This window comes from Collinsella ihumii, assembly GCF_900046475.1.
Taxonomy (GTDB): Bacteria; Actinomycetota; Coriobacteriia; order Coriobacteriales; family Coriobacteriaceae; genus Collinsella; species Collinsella ihumii.
The window spans coordinates 19,754-35,285 of the sequence record NZ_FCOU01000001.1 but is presented as its reverse complement, the minus strand read 5'-3'; the positions used below and the strand labels follow the sequence as shown (position 1 = coordinate 35,285).

The 15,532-nt window shown below is 62.7% G+C and carries 15 protein-coding genes; 8 read left to right on the top strand and 7 right to left on the bottom strand.

What is annotated here, in order from left to right; genetic code table 11:
• Window positions 1-88 precede the first annotated feature (88 nt).
• Genes BN3789_RS13390 through BN3789_RS00115 form a run of 4 tightly spaced genes read right to left on the bottom strand, consistent with a single transcriptional unit; the run spans window position 89 to window position 4,350 of the window.
• A complete protein-coding gene (locus BN3789_RS13390; RefSeq protein ID WP_324608417.1) occupies window positions 89-1,831 on the bottom strand; it encodes a transglutaminase TgpA family protein in 1,743 nt (580 codons plus the stop codon).
• Window positions 1,732-2,883 carry a DUF58 domain-containing protein gene (locus BN3789_RS13385; protein ID WP_066828453.1) on the bottom strand — a complete coding sequence of 384 codons (1,152 nt, stop codon included), beginning with the start codon at window positions 2,881-2,883 and terminating at the stop codon, window positions 1,732-1,734. Before BN3789_RS13385 ends, BN3789_RS13390 begins: the two co-directional genes overlap by 100 nt.
• A 23-nt stretch (window positions 2,884-2,906) precedes the next feature.
• A complete protein-coding gene (locus BN3789_RS00120; RefSeq protein ID WP_066828452.1) occupies window positions 2,907-3,920 on the bottom strand; it encodes an AAA family ATPase in 1,014 nt (337 codons plus the stop codon).
• 52 nt (window positions 3,921-3,972) lie between these two features.
• A complete protein-coding gene (locus tag BN3789_RS00115; RefSeq protein WP_066828450.1) occupies window positions 3,973-4,350 on the bottom strand; it encodes a MerR family transcriptional regulator in 378 nt (125 codons plus the stop codon).
• 185 nt (window positions 4,351-4,535) lie between these two features.
• Between BN3789_RS00115 and BN3789_RS00110 the strand changes: the two genes are divergently transcribed.
• The 8 genes from BN3789_RS00110 to BN3789_RS00085 all read left to right on the top strand — a co-directional run bounded on the left by BN3789_RS00110 (window position 4,536) and on the right by BN3789_RS00085 (window position 12,811).
• Window positions 4,536-7,079, top strand: a complete 2,544-nt coding sequence (locus BN3789_RS00110; protein WP_066828449.1) for a helix-turn-helix transcriptional regulator — start codon at window positions 4,536-4,538, stop codon at window positions 7,077-7,079.
• A 111-nt stretch (window positions 7,080-7,190) separates the two neighbouring features.
• Entirely contained in the window at window positions 7,191-7,592 is a 402-nt protein-coding gene (locus BN3789_RS12535; RefSeq protein WP_147569449.1) for a hypothetical protein, read from the top strand.
• 150 nt (window positions 7,593-7,742) lie between these two features.
• Window positions 7,743-8,150, top strand: a complete 408-nt coding sequence (locus BN3789_RS12530; protein WP_147569447.1) for a hypothetical protein — start codon at window positions 7,743-7,745, stop codon at window positions 8,148-8,150.
• Window positions 8,151-8,305: 155 nt separating this feature from the next.
• Window positions 8,306-9,076, top strand: coding sequence for a hypothetical protein (locus tag BN3789_RS00105; protein WP_147569444.1), 771 nt, complete (start codon window positions 8,306-8,308; stop codon window positions 9,074-9,076).
• Window positions 9,073-9,816: a hypothetical protein gene (locus BN3789_RS00100; RefSeq protein ID WP_066828445.1), complete on the top strand. Its 744-nt coding sequence runs from the start codon at window positions 9,073-9,075 to the stop codon at window positions 9,814-9,816. Before BN3789_RS00105 ends, BN3789_RS00100 begins: the two co-directional genes overlap by 4 nt.
• A gap of 36 nt (window positions 9,817-9,852) precedes the next feature.
• Entirely contained in the window at window positions 9,853-10,503 is a 651-nt protein-coding gene (locus BN3789_RS00095; RefSeq protein ID WP_202615034.1) for an ABC transporter ATP-binding protein, read from the top strand.
• A complete protein-coding gene (locus BN3789_RS00090) occupies window positions 10,500-11,336 on the top strand; it encodes a hypothetical protein (protein ID WP_147569441.1) in 837 nt (278 codons plus the stop codon). Before BN3789_RS00095 ends, BN3789_RS00090 begins: the two co-directional genes overlap by 4 nt.
• Before the next feature lie 122 nt (window positions 11,337-11,458).
• Entirely contained in the window at window positions 11,459-12,811 is a 1,353-nt protein-coding gene (locus tag BN3789_RS00085) for a M18 family aminopeptidase (RefSeq protein ID WP_066828442.1), read from the top strand.
• 116 nt (window positions 12,812-12,927) lie between these two features.
• Here the strand turns inward: BN3789_RS00085 and BN3789_RS00080 are convergent, their stop codons facing one another.
• The 3 genes from BN3789_RS00080 to BN3789_RS00070 form a co-directional block, all read right to left on the bottom strand.
• Window positions 12,928-13,563, bottom strand: coding sequence for a flavodoxin family protein (locus tag BN3789_RS00080; protein WP_066828441.1), 636 nt, complete (start codon window positions 13,561-13,563; stop codon window positions 12,928-12,930).
• A 182-nt stretch (window positions 13,564-13,745) separates the two neighbouring features.
• Window positions 13,746-14,684: a D-2-hydroxyacid dehydrogenase gene (locus tag BN3789_RS00075; RefSeq protein ID WP_066828440.1), complete on the bottom strand. Its 939-nt coding sequence runs from the start codon at window positions 14,682-14,684 to the stop codon at window positions 13,746-13,748.
• Between the two features lie 156 nt (window positions 14,685-14,840).
• Window positions 14,841-15,452 carry a helix-turn-helix domain-containing protein gene (locus BN3789_RS00070; protein WP_066828439.1) on the bottom strand — a complete coding sequence of 204 codons (612 nt, stop codon included), beginning with the start codon at window positions 15,450-15,452 and terminating at the stop codon, window positions 14,841-14,843.
• Window positions 15,453-15,532 lie beyond the last annotated feature (80 nt).

The window sequence follows — 15,532 nt, the reverse complement described above, 5'->3', positions numbered from 1 at the left end:
GGAGGGGGTCAATGACACAGAATGGGCGATTTGGCACGCTAAAAGGGGTTAATAAACGCTCTTAGCGTGACATTTTGCCCATTCTGTGTCATTGATCCCCTCCCTCTTGTGCCTCCGAGCGTGACATTTTCGCGCAACGGCGACATTTCGAGGGTGCCGAATGGATCAATTTGCGCCATCCTGGGTGCCCGGCTGCTCCTCGAGTGCCGCGCGCAGGTCGCTCAGGGCGCGCTGGAGCGCCTCCGCGTCCTTGATGAAGTTGCCCGGCTGGTCGTAGCGGGCGCGGCAGACGGCGTCTGCGAGCAGCGCCGGCCACGGCGCGCATGCGCCACGCGTGGCGAGCACGCCGTATCGCACGGGGGCCGAGAAGGATCGCCGCAATGATCGCGCCCGCGCCTGCAAACGGCGCCGCCTGCCGTGCGACCGCGACGACCTGGGCGAGCGCGTGCTGAACGGGATCGGTCGCATCGCTGCGCCCGCCGTCGCCGCCGCTGTCGGCCTGCTGCATCGGGGTGTCGGGCTGGACGGGCGTGTTCGGCGTAAGGGGGGATGCGGGCGTGGTCGCATCTTGCTGCGTGGAGTCGGGCTCGTCCTGTTCGATGAGCGTTCGCCCAATCGACGCCTCGGGAAGCTCCCCTTGTCCGGGCGTCACGTCGAAGGGGACCCAGCCGACCCCGTACAGATAGGCTTCGGTCCATGCGTGCAGGTCGCGGTTGGTGACCACATAGGTATCTCCTGCCTGCCCATCGGACGTGCGGTATCCGAGCGCGATACGCGTGGGCACGCCGAGGGCGCGGCCCAGCACCGCGAACGCCGAGGCGTAGTGCAGGCAGTACCCCTCTCCGGAATCCAAAAACGACGCGATGACCTGCAGGTTGTTTTGACCGTCTCCGTCCGGGGCATCGAGGGAGTACGTGAAGCGCGGGTCGTTGAAGTATTCGAGCAGAAACTCCAGCGACGTGAGCTCACCCGTGAGCTCGTCGTATTCATCGCGCGGAGCGATTTGGGACGCCAGGTCGATGACGCGTGCTATCTGGTCCGGCAGCTCGTCGGGAAGCGCGAGGTAGGCTTCATCGACTTCTGCGCGTTCCTGGTCCAAAAGCTCCTGCCAGGAGTCGCGTCGAGCCTGCCAATCGCTTGTGGTGTCGCCGGGGCTCGCGGACCAGATTCTCGACCGGAGCGAGCCGATCAGCGTCCCGCCGATGCCGCTCAGCGAGCTGCTGTCGGTGATCGGGGAGATGTAGGCCGCGTCGACGGCATAGACCTGGCTGCGGTTCGTGATGGCCTGCGTGCCGAATACCGCCCCGTCGGGGCTCCAGCGCCAGTCGCCCTGCGACTGGTCATCTGCCGTCTGCGTGTCGTACGCGCCGATGGGAAGGGGCGCGAACCGCGAGGAGAGCGCATCGATGCTGATGTGCGCGCTGATGCTGCGGATGCTGCCGACCGAGGTCGCGTTCGTGTTGCGCACCGTCTCGATGGCGGCATCGGGGCTCGTCCACGAGCCGGGCAGCGCCTGGGGCATGTCCTCGGTGGGGTCCGCAGGGGAGAAGAGCTGCTCGAGCAGGCCGCCGGAGCCCGCGGAGGGGGCCGCGTCGATGCGCCAGACGTCGCCCGAGAAGTCTCCGAGCGTGGTCAGGCGCAGGTAGAGCGGCTGGCGCGAGGTGGTGGTGTAGGTGAGGGCGATGGTCTCCTGCGGTCGCGTGAGGTCGCGCTTGAGGTCCATGATAGGACTCACCGTGTTCGAGGCGAGCACGTTCGATTGAAGGCCCGTGTCGAGGGGAAGCCGCTGCGCGTCGGCTGCGGCTTGCGGCGCGAGCAGGCATGCGACGATGGTCGCCGCCGCGCAGGAGGCGAGCGTGGTCGGCCGCAGGGACGCCAGCGCGCCGAGGGGGTCGCGCGCGCGATCTGGGCGCTGCGACGGGCGGCCTCACGGCGACGGGCCTCCCCGCCCTGCGGCGCATCGGGCTGCAGGGCGGCGAGGAGCCTGCCGACCCGGTGCATGCCGACCGCGCGTGCGCGCCCGTCGGTCACGAGCACCTCGTCGCGCGCCCCTCGCTGCGCGGCGAGACGGACAGAGGCGGTGTACGCCTCCGCGGCGAGCGATTCGATATCGTCGACCTCGAGCGTATCGACGACAACGACGGGATAGACGTTGTGCTCCCGCTCGAGCTCGAAGGACATCAGCTGGCCGTGGTGCGCGCTCTGGCGCCATGAGATCGCGCGCAGCGGGTCGCCCTTCTCGTAGGGCCGGACCAGGGCGGATGAGCGCTCGCGGACATCTGCGGGCGCAAGCGCGGGCGCACGGCCGGCGAGCCGGTCGATCTCGGGTACGGGCAGGTCGTGGGCGCGCGGGGGAATCCACATCTCGCGGGTGGACGCGACGGTCCTCCGCGTGATCCAGAATCCGAACAGGTCGCGCGTGCGCACCACGCTTCCGCCGGTGCAGTACAGGCCGCGATTCTCGGGCTCCGCGTCGCCTGCGACCTGATCGATGACGCGTCCGCGCTGGTCGAGCCTGAGCCACGTCGTCTGGATGCTGACCGGTCGCGCCGCGATCGCGCGAAGGGCGCGCCCGCCCGCGGATCCACGGGTGCTGTCCCGGTTCCCCTCGCACCACGTGGGGCTGAGCGCCCAGCCGAGGATCGCGCTGGCCAATCCCCACGCGAGCGCGCAGGCCAGCGCGACGCATCCCGCCATCAGGGCGATCGACGCCGTCCCCGCACTCAGGACGAGCAGGACCGCGGCGATCTCGAACGCGATGACGGCGGCGACGGTGGGCCGCAGAGGAAGGGGGCGCGCTGCGAGCCTGCGTCGCGAGCGCCGCACGTTGCCCGCAACGGTCCCGCGAGCCGGTGCATCGGGTTTCGTGGCGCGGCGCGACATGGGGCCCTCCGGTCGCTCGGGGCCTATGCGCGGTGCGGCGCGGGCACGTCGGACAGGATGAGCTCGAGGGTCTCCTGCTGCCGCTCGAGCGGGCCGGACGCCACCGAGGGGTCGCTGAACACGACGCGGTGCGTCAACACATGCGGCGCCATCGCGCGCACGTCGCCCGCGTAGACGGCGGCCTGCCCGTTGACGAGCGCGCGCATGCGGCTCATGGCCAGCAGGGCGAGGCCGGCGCGCGGAGAGGCGCCGAGCCTGGTGCGGGTGCTCGTCCTCGTCGCGTTGAGCAGCGCGACCGCGTACGACGCGACGGCCGGCGCCACGTGGATGCGGGCCGCGGTGGCGGTGATGGCGGCGAGGTCGCGCGCGCTGCAGACGGGCTTGAGGGAGGCGAGGGGATCGCGTCCGCTCGGCGCCATGAGCATGCGCGCCTCCGTCTGCTGGTCCGGATAGCCGAGGGAGAGCCGGCACATGAAGCGGTCGAGCTGGGCCTCGGGCAGCGGGTAGGTGCCCTCCATCTCGATGGGGTTCTGCGTGGCGATGACGATGAAGGGCCGCGGCAGCTCATAGGTCGTGCCGTCGACGGTGACTCGGCGCTCCTCCATGGCCTCGAGCATGGCCGCCTGCGTCTTGGGGTTCGCGCGGTTGATCTCGTCGGCGAGCACGATCTGGGCGAACAGCGGTCCTCGGTGGAACGTGAATTCCTGCAGCTGCTGGTTGAAGATGGAGACGCCCGTGACATCGGAGGGGAGCATGTCGGGCGTGAACTGGATGCGCGCCACGCTGCCGCGGATGGCGCGGGCGAGCGCGCGGGCGAGCGTGGTCTTGCCGATACCTGGAACGTCTTCGAGTAGCAGGTGCCCGCCGGAGGCGAGCGTCAGGACGGACAGCTCGAGTGCCGATCGCCTGCAGGAAAGCGTCGCGTCGAGGGCGTCGATCAGCGCGCCGACGATGCGCGCCGCGGCGGCGCGCCGCTCGGCGTCGTCTGGTTTCGGCGTTGCGGGTGACCCGGTATGCCTATGCGTCGATTCGCTCATGGCCGCCTCCGATCATGGGTGAGATGGCGTTGATGAGGTTGGAACGCTCGTCTTATTGTTGCATGTTTCGCTCGGCCGCGACGATCAGATCGTCGTAATGGGCGATTTTGTAATCGAGGAGCTTGAGACCCTCCTCCATCTCGGCGATGCGGTCGCGCAGGACGTCGCGCTGGTTCTCGAGCAGCTGCTTGCGAAGCGCCAGCGTCTTGTCGCCCCGCTCGAAGAGCTGCATGTATTCGGTGAGCGCTTCGATGGAGACGTTCGCCGAGCGCATGCATTTGATGAACTCCACGCGCGCGAGGTCGGCCTGCCCGTAGTCGCGCACGCCGCTCGAGGTGCGGCGGATGTGCGGCAGCAGCCCGATGCGTTCGTAGTACCTCAGCGTATCGGCGGAGATATCGTATTTCTGGGAAACCTCGGCGATCCTCATGGAGCTCCTTTCCTTCTTATATCAGCGTACCTCTTTGAGTTGGCTCCAAGTCAAGAGTTGTGGCGGGATGGCGAATATGTTCCTTCGAGGCACGATTTCCTTTCGTTCGGGTGGAACGTCAGGGGGTTGTTTTCAGCGCTGACTTATAGTGGACATACCTTGGCACTATCGGAAGGTGGGTAGAGATGGATGACCGTCGACCGAAGCTCCGAATGCGTTCCGCAGCGGCGGCGATCTCCTTCGTCCTTATTGTAGGAATGCCCCATCATGTCTGGATGCGACATCTCGATCCGTTCGTTGCGTTGTTAAGGATTTCCACCTTGGGGTCTGTGCCCTTTCTAGGGATATCCGCCGCTTTCGCTATGAGTTCATATAAAGCCTTGCCGCTATTCGGATCGAAGCCGTTTGCCTACGTTGTCGCCCCCGTTATCAGTGCTTTTGCCGCAATTGCATTGGCTCTGGAATATCTGGTGGGATTCGGTGCGATTGCCGTGGAAGGCGTTGTGTGGGCAGCATACCCGACGGCAGTTCCGTTTGTCTGTTTCTTGGGGACTATGGCATCGACCTTCCTGCTGCTTAGCGATACGCGAGGCGGTCTTATGCATATGTCTTGCGCCGCCGCATGGTCGTTTCTGGATTCCCTGTTCCGTTCCGATCTGTTTCTCGTGTTTTCGATTATGTGTTGTGTTGTATGGTGGACCATTTGCTCCATGAGCGGCTGGATATTCGGTTGGCCCTTCATTCCGCCCGCCATCCTGCCTGCAATCGCGTCCGGTTTGATGATTCTTGCGTTGCGGCGCGAAAGGGTGCGTTGCGGCGACGATATTGACGGCTTGCGCCATGACGCGAGGGCAGTACTGTTCGGGTCGGTCATGTCTGTCGGGCTTCTCGAAATGCGAAACTTTTCCCTCGATTCCGTAATCATATGTTCGTGGGCACTTCCCCTGCTTTGGGGGATCGTTGCGTGCGCTCGGATCGTATGGATACGCATACGATCTCCGTATTGCCAGAAGGACGCAACGGTTCAAGATGACGTCGACATGCAGATTGATACTCAGCTTCAGTCGTTTCTCTTGGGGTTCGACCTTGCGGAGAGCGAGCGCGCCGTCGTGACCGCTTGCCTGATTGGAAAGACATCGACTGAGGCGGCTGCGGAGTTGGGGATCCGTCCGTCGACCGCGCGCTCGTACATGCAGCGCGCATATCGAAAGATAGGCGTATCGTCGCTCCGGGAGCTTAAAGCCTTGATCCGCGGTGCCGGCTCTGGCGAGGCTGGTCGAGATCTCAGTGTCGAGATTCCTGGAGAATCGGGGTCATCGTGCCTCATCGGTAAAACTAAGGAGTCGCGAGTCTTCGCGATTGCCGTTCCCGCTGCCGCATGCAGCGTCATGGTCCTCGTGTACCTGCTGTGCTTCTCTCCACTTACCTGCTCACCAGGGCCCATGCTCCACGCGTGCTGCGGTTTCGTACTCGGTGTGCTTTCCCGAGCGGTTTTTCCTCGCGTTGTACTGGAGGGTCGAAAGCTGTGTGTGGGGACTGCGATTACGCTCCTGTTAGCTGGTGCTATGCTGTATCGCATCGGTTTCGCCGTGATCGATCCCTATCATGATCCGCTTATCTATCCTCACGCATGGGCTTTCGCCACCTACCTGTGTTTCGGGTGCTTTGCCCCCAGTCTTGCCAGAGCGCTTTGCGGGCTTGTTGCCGCAGGTGTCTCATGCGGTGGCTCGACGCGTTGCTCGCGCTTGCGCATATGCGCCGTTGCCGCGTTAATGTGCGCGTGCTCCTCTTGGTCGTACGCTCTATGGGCGCTTGTTGCCGTCTTGGCATGGATTGTCGGGGCGGCAAGTATGCTCGCGTTGTTCTCACGTTTCGGGTTCGTTTTTTCACAGCCGTATGTACAAGAATCGAATCAAGAGATATCAAAGAGGAACGCAGCAGTGCTCGTTGTGGCGTTTGGCATGGGGGCCGGCTGGGTTGAAACATGGCAGGGGTTCGTGGGCTATCTCGCTCCGGTGCTTCCCGTAGTGTTCTTCGCCACCGTTTTCCTTCTCGTCGCGGTGGCCGCTCAGAGGAGTTCGAGATGCAGGCAATTCGTGGCTTGCCTGTTGCTCGCGCTGATCGTTGGGATGTGCGCCGCTGCGGCAGACACGGTCTATCCGTATTTGTATCGGTCTTCAAGCGGGCTGCTGTCGGCGATCTTCATCTTCTTGATGTCGCGGCACCTGCTCGGTTTCGGGACCAATCGAGCGGCATGGCGGGACATCATGTCTGCTGTTGCCGGTGGCTTGGTGTTCGGGCAGTGGTGTGCATCCCTTTCGATTGTGGATGCAGAGGCTCAAGGGACCCTTATGGTCCTGTCTTCGACGTACGATTACATGGTGTATGCGGCTTGTCGGATGGTTCTCTTTTCTGCCCTGTTTCTTACCGCGACAGCTTGCGCGGCGATCGCAATCGCGAGCGTTGTGCGCGGTGAGAGTCGGAATATCTCATTCATCAAAGCCCCGGATGCCGTGACTCTCCTGTTTCGAGCCCATGGATTGTCCGAAACCGAGATATCGGTTTTGCTGGAAATCGTTCGGGGGCTTAGCGGCCCCGAGATCGCGAAAGCACTCCACTGTTCGGCAGGTTCAGTTAATTCCGCTAGAAGAAATGGATATCGAAAACTCGGCGTCCATTCCAAGCGTCAGCTTGTCGAACTTGTCGATCAAGTATCGCGTGCTGAATAGCGATGCCATCACGTGTGAGCCGACGTTTTCATACGATGTGACGGCATACATAGCCGGGCTCTCCTTCTAGTCTGATGCTCGTTCTAGACCGATAGGGATGGAGGAGCGAAGATGATTGACAGGAGAAGGGCGCTCAAGATATTAGTTCTCAGCGCGTTAGGGCTGGTGCCTGTCCCATCAACCGCGATGGCACTAATTGTTCCAAGAAGCTGGTATGGATGGTCATTTACCCTTACAGGTAAGTCGATAACTACTCCTGCTCAGTACTTTGATGGCAATAACATAGGAATTGAAATGACCTGCTCTGCTGCGGTTTCTGGGCGATTGCTCGTTTCCTGCCATAGCGGCTATTCGGGAGGTTCATCGCTGGGGACTAGATCATTTAGTTATCAGGGTTTTACTAAAGCAACTTGGCAATCGAATGATCCCGGCATATATCGTTTTGTCATTTCTCGGCAGGGAACGGATAGTGCGGTCGTCCGGTCTTCTGATGTCAAGATGTACAGCTGGTAACGATGACATAACGGTCACTGCCCAACAAGGAAGTGGTGGCTTGAACTGGCTGATGCGGGGGCTTCTTTCGGGGAGGTGGATAGATTCAGGGCCCTTCGCGGCGAATACCAAGAGAATAAGAAAGAACTTGAGGTAAATGGAAAGGAGCGCATGATGAAGAAAAGCAATGGAGCGAGACGTTTCTTGCCAGTTATGTTGCTTGCGATGGCGCTTGGCTTAGCTGCCGTTCCCGCTTATGCGGGATCTGGCGCAATCGATCTCTCTCTTCCACCCAGACAGGAAAATGTCACCGTTGTGACGGGTACAAAGAGTTTCACCTCATCGACGCGAGCGTCAGTGCAGCTCTGGTCGGATTCATCATTCGGTGGGATATTCTGGGTTGACCGCGATACCGGCAATAGGGTGACGGATTCTGTAACGGTGAATGCGGGGGATACGCGCTATTTGAACTATTACGCCCCTCATACCTGGACTGCTTCAGTGCAGCTTCGTGGTTGTCAGATTGGCTGGAACCTTGCGGGCAATCAACATGTTTGGGGAGCTGTTGACTTTGGGTGACCTTAAGATTTGATGCGCATCGACGTGCGGCGGGGGCGCGGATGGTTGCGCCCCCGCTAGGCGCGCGGGAGGGGGCGGACATGTTTTGGACAATGATGCGGCTTCAGGCTCGGCGCCTCGTGGGCAGGAAGGAACCGTGGATCTGCCTTGTGTGCATGACGGCGCTCGTATGTGTTTCGTTCGTTGAAGGTTGCCTCCACTTTCCAGGTTTTGATCGCGCGGCTTTGCCGTCGGCTGCGCGGGGTTGGATCGGGCATTTTGAACCGCTACAGATCAGGTCGTTCGGTGTGGGGATCTACCTGCTCTTTTTCCTTATATCGAGCTCTGTGTTCGCGGATTGCCATTACGTGGCGCGCAAATCGGGCATATCGAGCCATCTCATCGCGCGGTGCGGGCAGGGCCCCTATATCGCATCGTGTGCGGTGTGCACCGGTATCGGCGGGATGCTTGTGCTGCTCGTCCCTCTGCTGCTGTCGCAGCTTCTGGCGTTCACCTTGTTTCCGATAGAGAGCGGTCCCTATGCGTTTTCCAGTTGGTTTGGGACTCCCGCTTCGAATCTTGCCGACGCTCGCGCGCAGGTTGCGAATGCACTGATTCCCGAGATGATGGTCGATTATCCGTATCTGTACAACATGATGTTTATCGTGTACGCCTCTCTTTGGGGCGGCATCATGGCGCTGGTGTCGTTTTCGGCCTCGTTTATCATCAGGCGGAATCGACTTGCCGTTCTGGGGTTCTCGACCCTTTTCTACCTGATCTCGCTCTTCTTGCTGCCGCGCCAGCTGAACCTGTCGTTTTATCTTTACCCATGCGTTTTGGTTTCGGGGCTTTCAGTCCTGTTCTTCGTCATCGCGCCGCTCTTCGTGCTGGGTGCGTGCATCGTGTTTCTCGTACGCTGTGCTCGATGTGAGGATGTGGCGATATGAGACGCGCCGATATGCGCCTTCGGCTGTTCGACAAGACGCTCGCCCTCGGTGCCTTCGCCCTAATCTTTGTGCGGTGCATGCAGCTCGCCGTCCATGGTTCCCATGGGGGAGGGCCTGGCGGCTGGGAGCCCTTTGCGCAGTATTCGGATATGACCGGCATAGGGTACGGTGTATTCGTGCTCACTCCCTTGATTCTGCTGAATGCCGCCTGCGCGCTCAAGGTGCTAGAGATCGAGACGTATTGTATGCGCATGGGCAGCCGGGACCGGGCGGCGGCCTCGGTATTCGGTCTCATGCTTGTGCGTTCCGCGCTCCTTGCTGCTGTCTTCACATCCAGCGCGATGGTATGCCTGTGCGCGGCGGAGGGGCTGGACGTTCGCATGCTGTCCTTGGCTGCATTTGCATGCGTGCACACGGTGCTTGTTGCCTGCTACGGTTGTGCGGTGTCCCTGCTCATGGCCTGCGCGTACCTTATGTTCAAGAGGGTGCAGCTCGCCTTTGCCCTTGCGTGCCTCTGTGCGCTCATCGATTTCATCGTGCGCATGGTGCCGGGTTTGGCGGGTAGCGCCCCTTCGACGGGGTGGGGTCTCACGGAGATCGCGTATCCCGTGGTACCGACCAGCGCCGCCATGCAACTCATGGTGTTTCTGGCTGCTCTGTGCGCGTTGCTGGCGGTCTTTATCCTGCTTGTGCGCCGGACGGACCTCGTGCGCTTCTCCGAGGGCGACCGGGGAGCTTAGGGAACTCCGATCCCGTGAACGAAAGGGGATGATTCCATGTCGAGCACTCCGATGTGCGTGGAAGTGAGCAACGCGACGAAAGTTATCAAGGGACGAACGATTCTCTCGGATATCAGCGTTTCCTTGCCGGAGGGAAGAATATACGGTTTGTTCGGTCCGAACGGATCGGGGAAAACAATGCTGCTCAGGGCGGTTTTGGGATTGATCCGCCTCTCAGCAGGATCGGTTCGCGTGTTCGGCGACGAGCTCGGCGACACCCAGTCGTTTCCTCGGGATACGGGTGCGGTGATAGGGTCGGGCTTTTGGGATGATTGGTCAGGATTCGACAATCTACGTGCCTTGGCATCGATCCGCGGGCGCGTGGGTGACGAGGGCGTGCGGGAGGCACTCGATCGCGTGGGGCTTGATCCCGGAAGCGACGCCCCTGTTCGCACCTACAGCCTGGGTATGAGGCAGCGTCTGGAGCTCGCCCAGGCGATCATGGAGTACCCGCGGCTTCTTGTGCTGGATGAGCCGACCAATGCGCTCGATGCATCGGGCTTGCGGATGGTTGTCGAGATCATGCAGGAGCACAAGGCACGTGGTGGCACCATCGTGGTGTGCGCTCATAACGTGCCGGAAATCGGGGCGCTGTGCGACAGACGGTTCAGCATGGACCACGGGGCGCTTGCGGAGGTGACCGAATGATGTCTCGAATGCGCTTCGCACGTCGATGGGCTCTGTTAAGTTGCCTTTTTTGTGCACTACTTGTTGGCGGATCCGCCGTGTTCGGGGTTTGGACCGAACGGGGGCTGAGCGACTACGGCGAGAATCCCGATCGCATCAAAACCATGCCCTATCTGTACAGCGCAGCCTCTCAGGAAACGCTGTCCGACCAGGAACACGAGGTGGAGAGCGCCGGTCTGGTGCCTCCATCGACGTTAGTGGACACAAGCGATGCCATCGTCATCGGTCGGTTCGATGGGAATCGATCGTTTGGATACGAGACCTGCGCGGTCGAATTGACCGTGACGGATGTGATCAAGGGTATCGACATCGCAGAGGGGGAGCGCGTAGCGGTGTACGAGCAGATGTCGGTAGGTCCTATGAAAGGTGCGGAGTCGTGGGAGATATACGATCCGGAAGGATACGCTGCGTTTCTCGAATATCTGGGATGCGGCGATTCGGATGGTGCCCCTCTTGTAGTCGAGCCATCTGAGACGCCGTTTCGCGATGGCATGGTTCCTTTCTTGGACGGTTGTGAATACGTGCTGTTCTTGAACGAGCAGGAAGGGCATGACGATGTGACGGGCGAATCGGTTCGAGATGCACGCTATGTGCTTGTGCGCAGCCCGTATGCGCGCCTGCCCGTTTCGGACGGGTTGCCTGTCGCCGTGCTCCAATCGCGGACGGATTTCGTCACCGTCGAGGAGGCTGCAGGGCTTGCGCACATCGTGGCAGACGAGCGAGCGGAGCGACGATATGTTGACACAAGACGCGCGCTGTTTGAAGAGCTGGAGATAGCGGTCAGATCCGCATAACGGTAGGGTTCAAAGGAGCCGGCCGCGCCCTGTGGTTCTTGAAAGCTCGTGAAGCTCATCTCTGTTGCCCATCGGAGCGCTAGACTGTGGGCCGATAGATTTCCGACAAGGAAGGTACGGCCATGGCTGAAACCTCGGCACAGGAGATTCGCTGCGATCTCAATGCGGCGCTCGACCTTTGTGATTTCATTTCAAAGAGTCCCAGCATGTTTCATACGGCGGCGACCATCCGGGCGCGCCTGGACGCCGCGGGCTTCACCTATCTGCCCGAGGGGGCGCCGTGGTTCATGGAGCCGGGCGGAAGCTACTACACGATACGCAACGGCTCGAGCATCATCGCCTGGCATGTCGGCCGCGACCTGCCGCAGGACGGGTTTCACTTCCAGATCGCCGCATCGCACGCGGACTCGCCCACCTTCAAGCTCAAGGCGGTGTCCGAGCTCGACGGCCCGGCGAACTACCTGCGTCTCGATATCGAGCCGTACGGAGGCACGATCGACTACACCTGGTTCGATCGTCCGTTGTCGCTCGCCGGTCGCGTGCTCGTGCGCGACGGGGCGCGCGTGGTGAGCCGCCTGTTTTCGCTCGATCGCGACGTGGCGCTCATCCCGAGCCTCGCCATCCACCTGGACCGCAGCGTCAACAGCAGCTTCTCGCCCAACCGGGCCGTCGACCTGTATCCGCTGTTCTCCGCCGGCGAGCTGACGAGCGGGGCGGTCGATGCGCTGGTGGCCGAGGAGCTCGGCATCACGCCCGATCGGATCTTGGCGCGCGATCTGTTCCTGGTGAACCGCCAGGCGCCGCGCGTATGGGGAGCTGTCGACGAGTTCGTCTCGGCGCCCAAGCTCGACGACCTCATGTGCGCCTACACCGCGCTCGAGGCGTTTTTGGCCTCCAAGAACGAGCGCGACGTGTCGGTGTACGTGTGCTTCGATAACGAGGAGGTCGGCTCGCACACCAAGCAGGGCGCGGCGTCGACGCTTCTGCGCGACACGCTCGAGCGCGTGAATGCCCGTATCGGTCGCACGCCGGAGAGCCTCGTGCGTGCGCTGGCCGGCTCCATGCTGGTGAGCTGCGATAACGCGCATGCCGTCCACCCCAATCATCCCGAGAAGGCCGACGAGGCGAACGATCCGCGCCTGAACCGCGGCATCGTGATCAAGGAGGCGGCGAACCAGCACTACTGCACCGACGCGTTCTCGCGCGCCGTGTTCTCCGCGATCATGGACGACGCGGGAATCCCGTACCAGACGTTCGCGAACCGCAGCGACATGGCCGGCGGCTCCACGCTCGGCAACATCTCGAACGCGCACGTGAGCATGCACGCCATCGATGTGGGATGTCCGCAGCTCGCCATGCACTCGAGCTACGAGACGGCGGGTGCGCGCGACGTGGTGCATGTCATCGACGCGCTGACGGCGTTTTATGACGCCGACATCCGCATCGAGGGAGCGGACGCAGCGACTGTTGCCTGAGCGACCCCGCCCCTGTGCAAATAGGGGGACGTGCAAATAGGGGGACGTACCTTATTCGTGCATTTTTGCACGAACAAGGTACGTCCCCCTATTTGCATTCCAATGGTGCTGCCGAGCTAGCGGATGAAGTTGGTCCAGGTGCCGGCTTCCTGGGCGGGCGGCTCGATGCCTGCAGCGCGGCCCGCCTCGATGCATTTGAGCATCCAGGCCATGTTGCGGCCGAGCTGGCGCATGGTCCACAGGCCCTCTTTGTCCTGCTCGACCTCCTCGACGGAGTTACCGTGCACGTTGTTCCAGTACCGCGAGCTCACGATGGGCATCTGCGAGATGGTGAAGAACTTCTGGATGTCGTCGAGTGCCGCCGTGGTGCCCGCGCGGCGCGCGCTCGCCACGGCTGCCGCAGGCTTGTGGGCGAAGACGTTCGGCTGCCCGGCACGCCCGTTGGCGTAGAAGAGCCTGTCCATGAACCCGAGCAGAGAGCCCGCCGCATGCGCGTAGTGCACGGGCGCGCCGAACACGAAGCCGTCTGCCTCGGCGGCCTTGGCGCGAAACTCGTTCACCGTGTCGTTGAAAACGCAGGCGCCGCGCGTGTTGCAGCCGCCGCAGGAGACGCACCCGCCCACGGGCTTCGCCCCGATCCAGAAGATCTCGGCCTCGACGCCGGCGTCTTCGAGCGTGCGCGCGATCTCCTCGAGGGCGCGATTGGTGCAGCCCGTCTTGTGCGGACTGCCGTTGACCAACATGACCTTCATGCCAACTCCTCCTCATGCAAATGGGGGACGTACCTTTCTCATGCATTTTTGCATATCGGCTCTGCTGCTTTTGTGCTGCTTTTGGGGACAGTCCCTTTTGGACCGCGATGGCGCACATGCGCCATCGCGGTCCAAAAGGGACTGTCCCCAAAAGCAGCACGGTATGGAACGACCGGCGGTCCCTAGTGCTCGACTTCATTGCGCAGCGGCTCGCCCGCCGCGAGATGCTGCAGGTTCTCCGCGGCGATGCGCGCGATGTTGTCGAGCACGGTGTACAGGTGGAACTGTCCCGCGACGTGCGGGGTGATGAACAGGTTGGGCGCATCCCAGAGCGGATCGTCGGCGGGCAGGGGCTCAGGCGTGGTCACGTCGAGCGCGGCGCCGGCAAGCTGCCCCGATTCGAGCGCCGCGATCAGGTCGGGCTGCACCACGAGGTCGCCGCGGCCTCCGTTGGCAAAGTAGGCGCCGCGCTTGCACCTCGACAGGAATCGCGCGTCCACCAGGCCACGCGTCTTGCCGGAGCTCGGCAAGAACGAGACGATGACGTCGGCGTCGGGCAGGACGGTCTCGATATCGTCCATGGCGCACACGGCGTCGAAGCCCTCCGGCACCACGCCCACGCGCCGGCGCACGCCGGTCACGCGCGCGCCCATGGCACGGCAGAGCTGGGCGAAATGCGTGCCGATGTCGCCGGCGCCCATCACGAGCACCTGCGCCCCGGCGAGCGTGGTGACCGCGCCCCGGTCGGTCCACGCATGGGAGCGCTGGTCGTCGCGGTAGGTGTCGAGGTGCTTCATGAGGGCGAGCACCATGGCGAACATGTGCTCGGACACCGCCTGCCCGTAGGCGCCGACCGCGCAGGCGAGCTTGACCGATGCGGGCACGGTGCCCGCGGGGTTTACGTAGTTGTCGTAGCCCGCCGAGTTGAGCTGCAGCATCCGCAGGTTGCGCGCGGCCGGCAGGCGGTCGACGGCGAGGCTGCCGATGATGGCGTCGGCAGCCTCGATCTCCTCATCGGTGACCGCGGCCTTGGTGGTGTATCGGAAGTCGGCGTCGGGGGCGCCCGCCTCGAGGACGGCGCGCTGCGCATCGTTGAAGGGGAGCAGGACGAGGACGTTCATGGGCACTCCTTTTGGTTCGGGGAGGTGGCGTCGATTCACGTGCCCCCAGTATATCGCCATGGGTTGTCCCGGCGCATGGGCTGCGTACCAAAGCGCCTGCCGCGCCCGTGCGTCTGCGTGTCCGCGTGCCCGCCCTCGTCCCGCTCCGTTCCCGCGCTATCGCGTGCGCTGGATGCGCGGTGTCTTCAGCCGGAACAGGCCGTGCTGGTTGCAGAACACGTACAGCAGGCCGCTGCCGCGCATGGGGAAGCGCACCTCGGGGCTCTGTTCGGGATAGAGCTTTTTCAGGCTGACCGTGTCGCTGGTCACATAGGCGGCAAAGCTCAGGTAGTGCTGCTTGGTCATGGGGTGGTCGAGCGTGAGGTACCAGTCGTTCTCGATGCGCTCGACGCGCACGCGGTGGGCGTCGTCTTCGTCGGCGTCCTCGGCCTCCTGCGGCATCAGCTGCACTCCGCAGCACGAGAACGACCCCTCGCCCATGGCGTGCACCACGTTGCCGCAGATGGGGCAGACGTAGAACTTCGAGCGCATCATGTTGCCGGCGCGGTTGGCGTTCTCGCGCACGTCGCCGGTCAGGAGCTCCGCCACCGACACGCCCAGCGCCTGGGCCAACGCGTCGATGAGCGAGATGTCGGGCAGGCCGCGTCCGGACTCCCATTTGGATACGGCCTTGTCCGTCACGCCGACGGCCGAGGCGAGCTCACGCTGCGTGAGGCGCTTGCCCTCACGCAGGCTCTTGATGATTTCTGCGGTCACATATCTTCCCATGGAGAAAACTCCTTCTCGTTCGGTGGATTCTTCTGCGCGCCCACCCATTATGGAAAAGCGGGCGCGCACAGACCACCTAC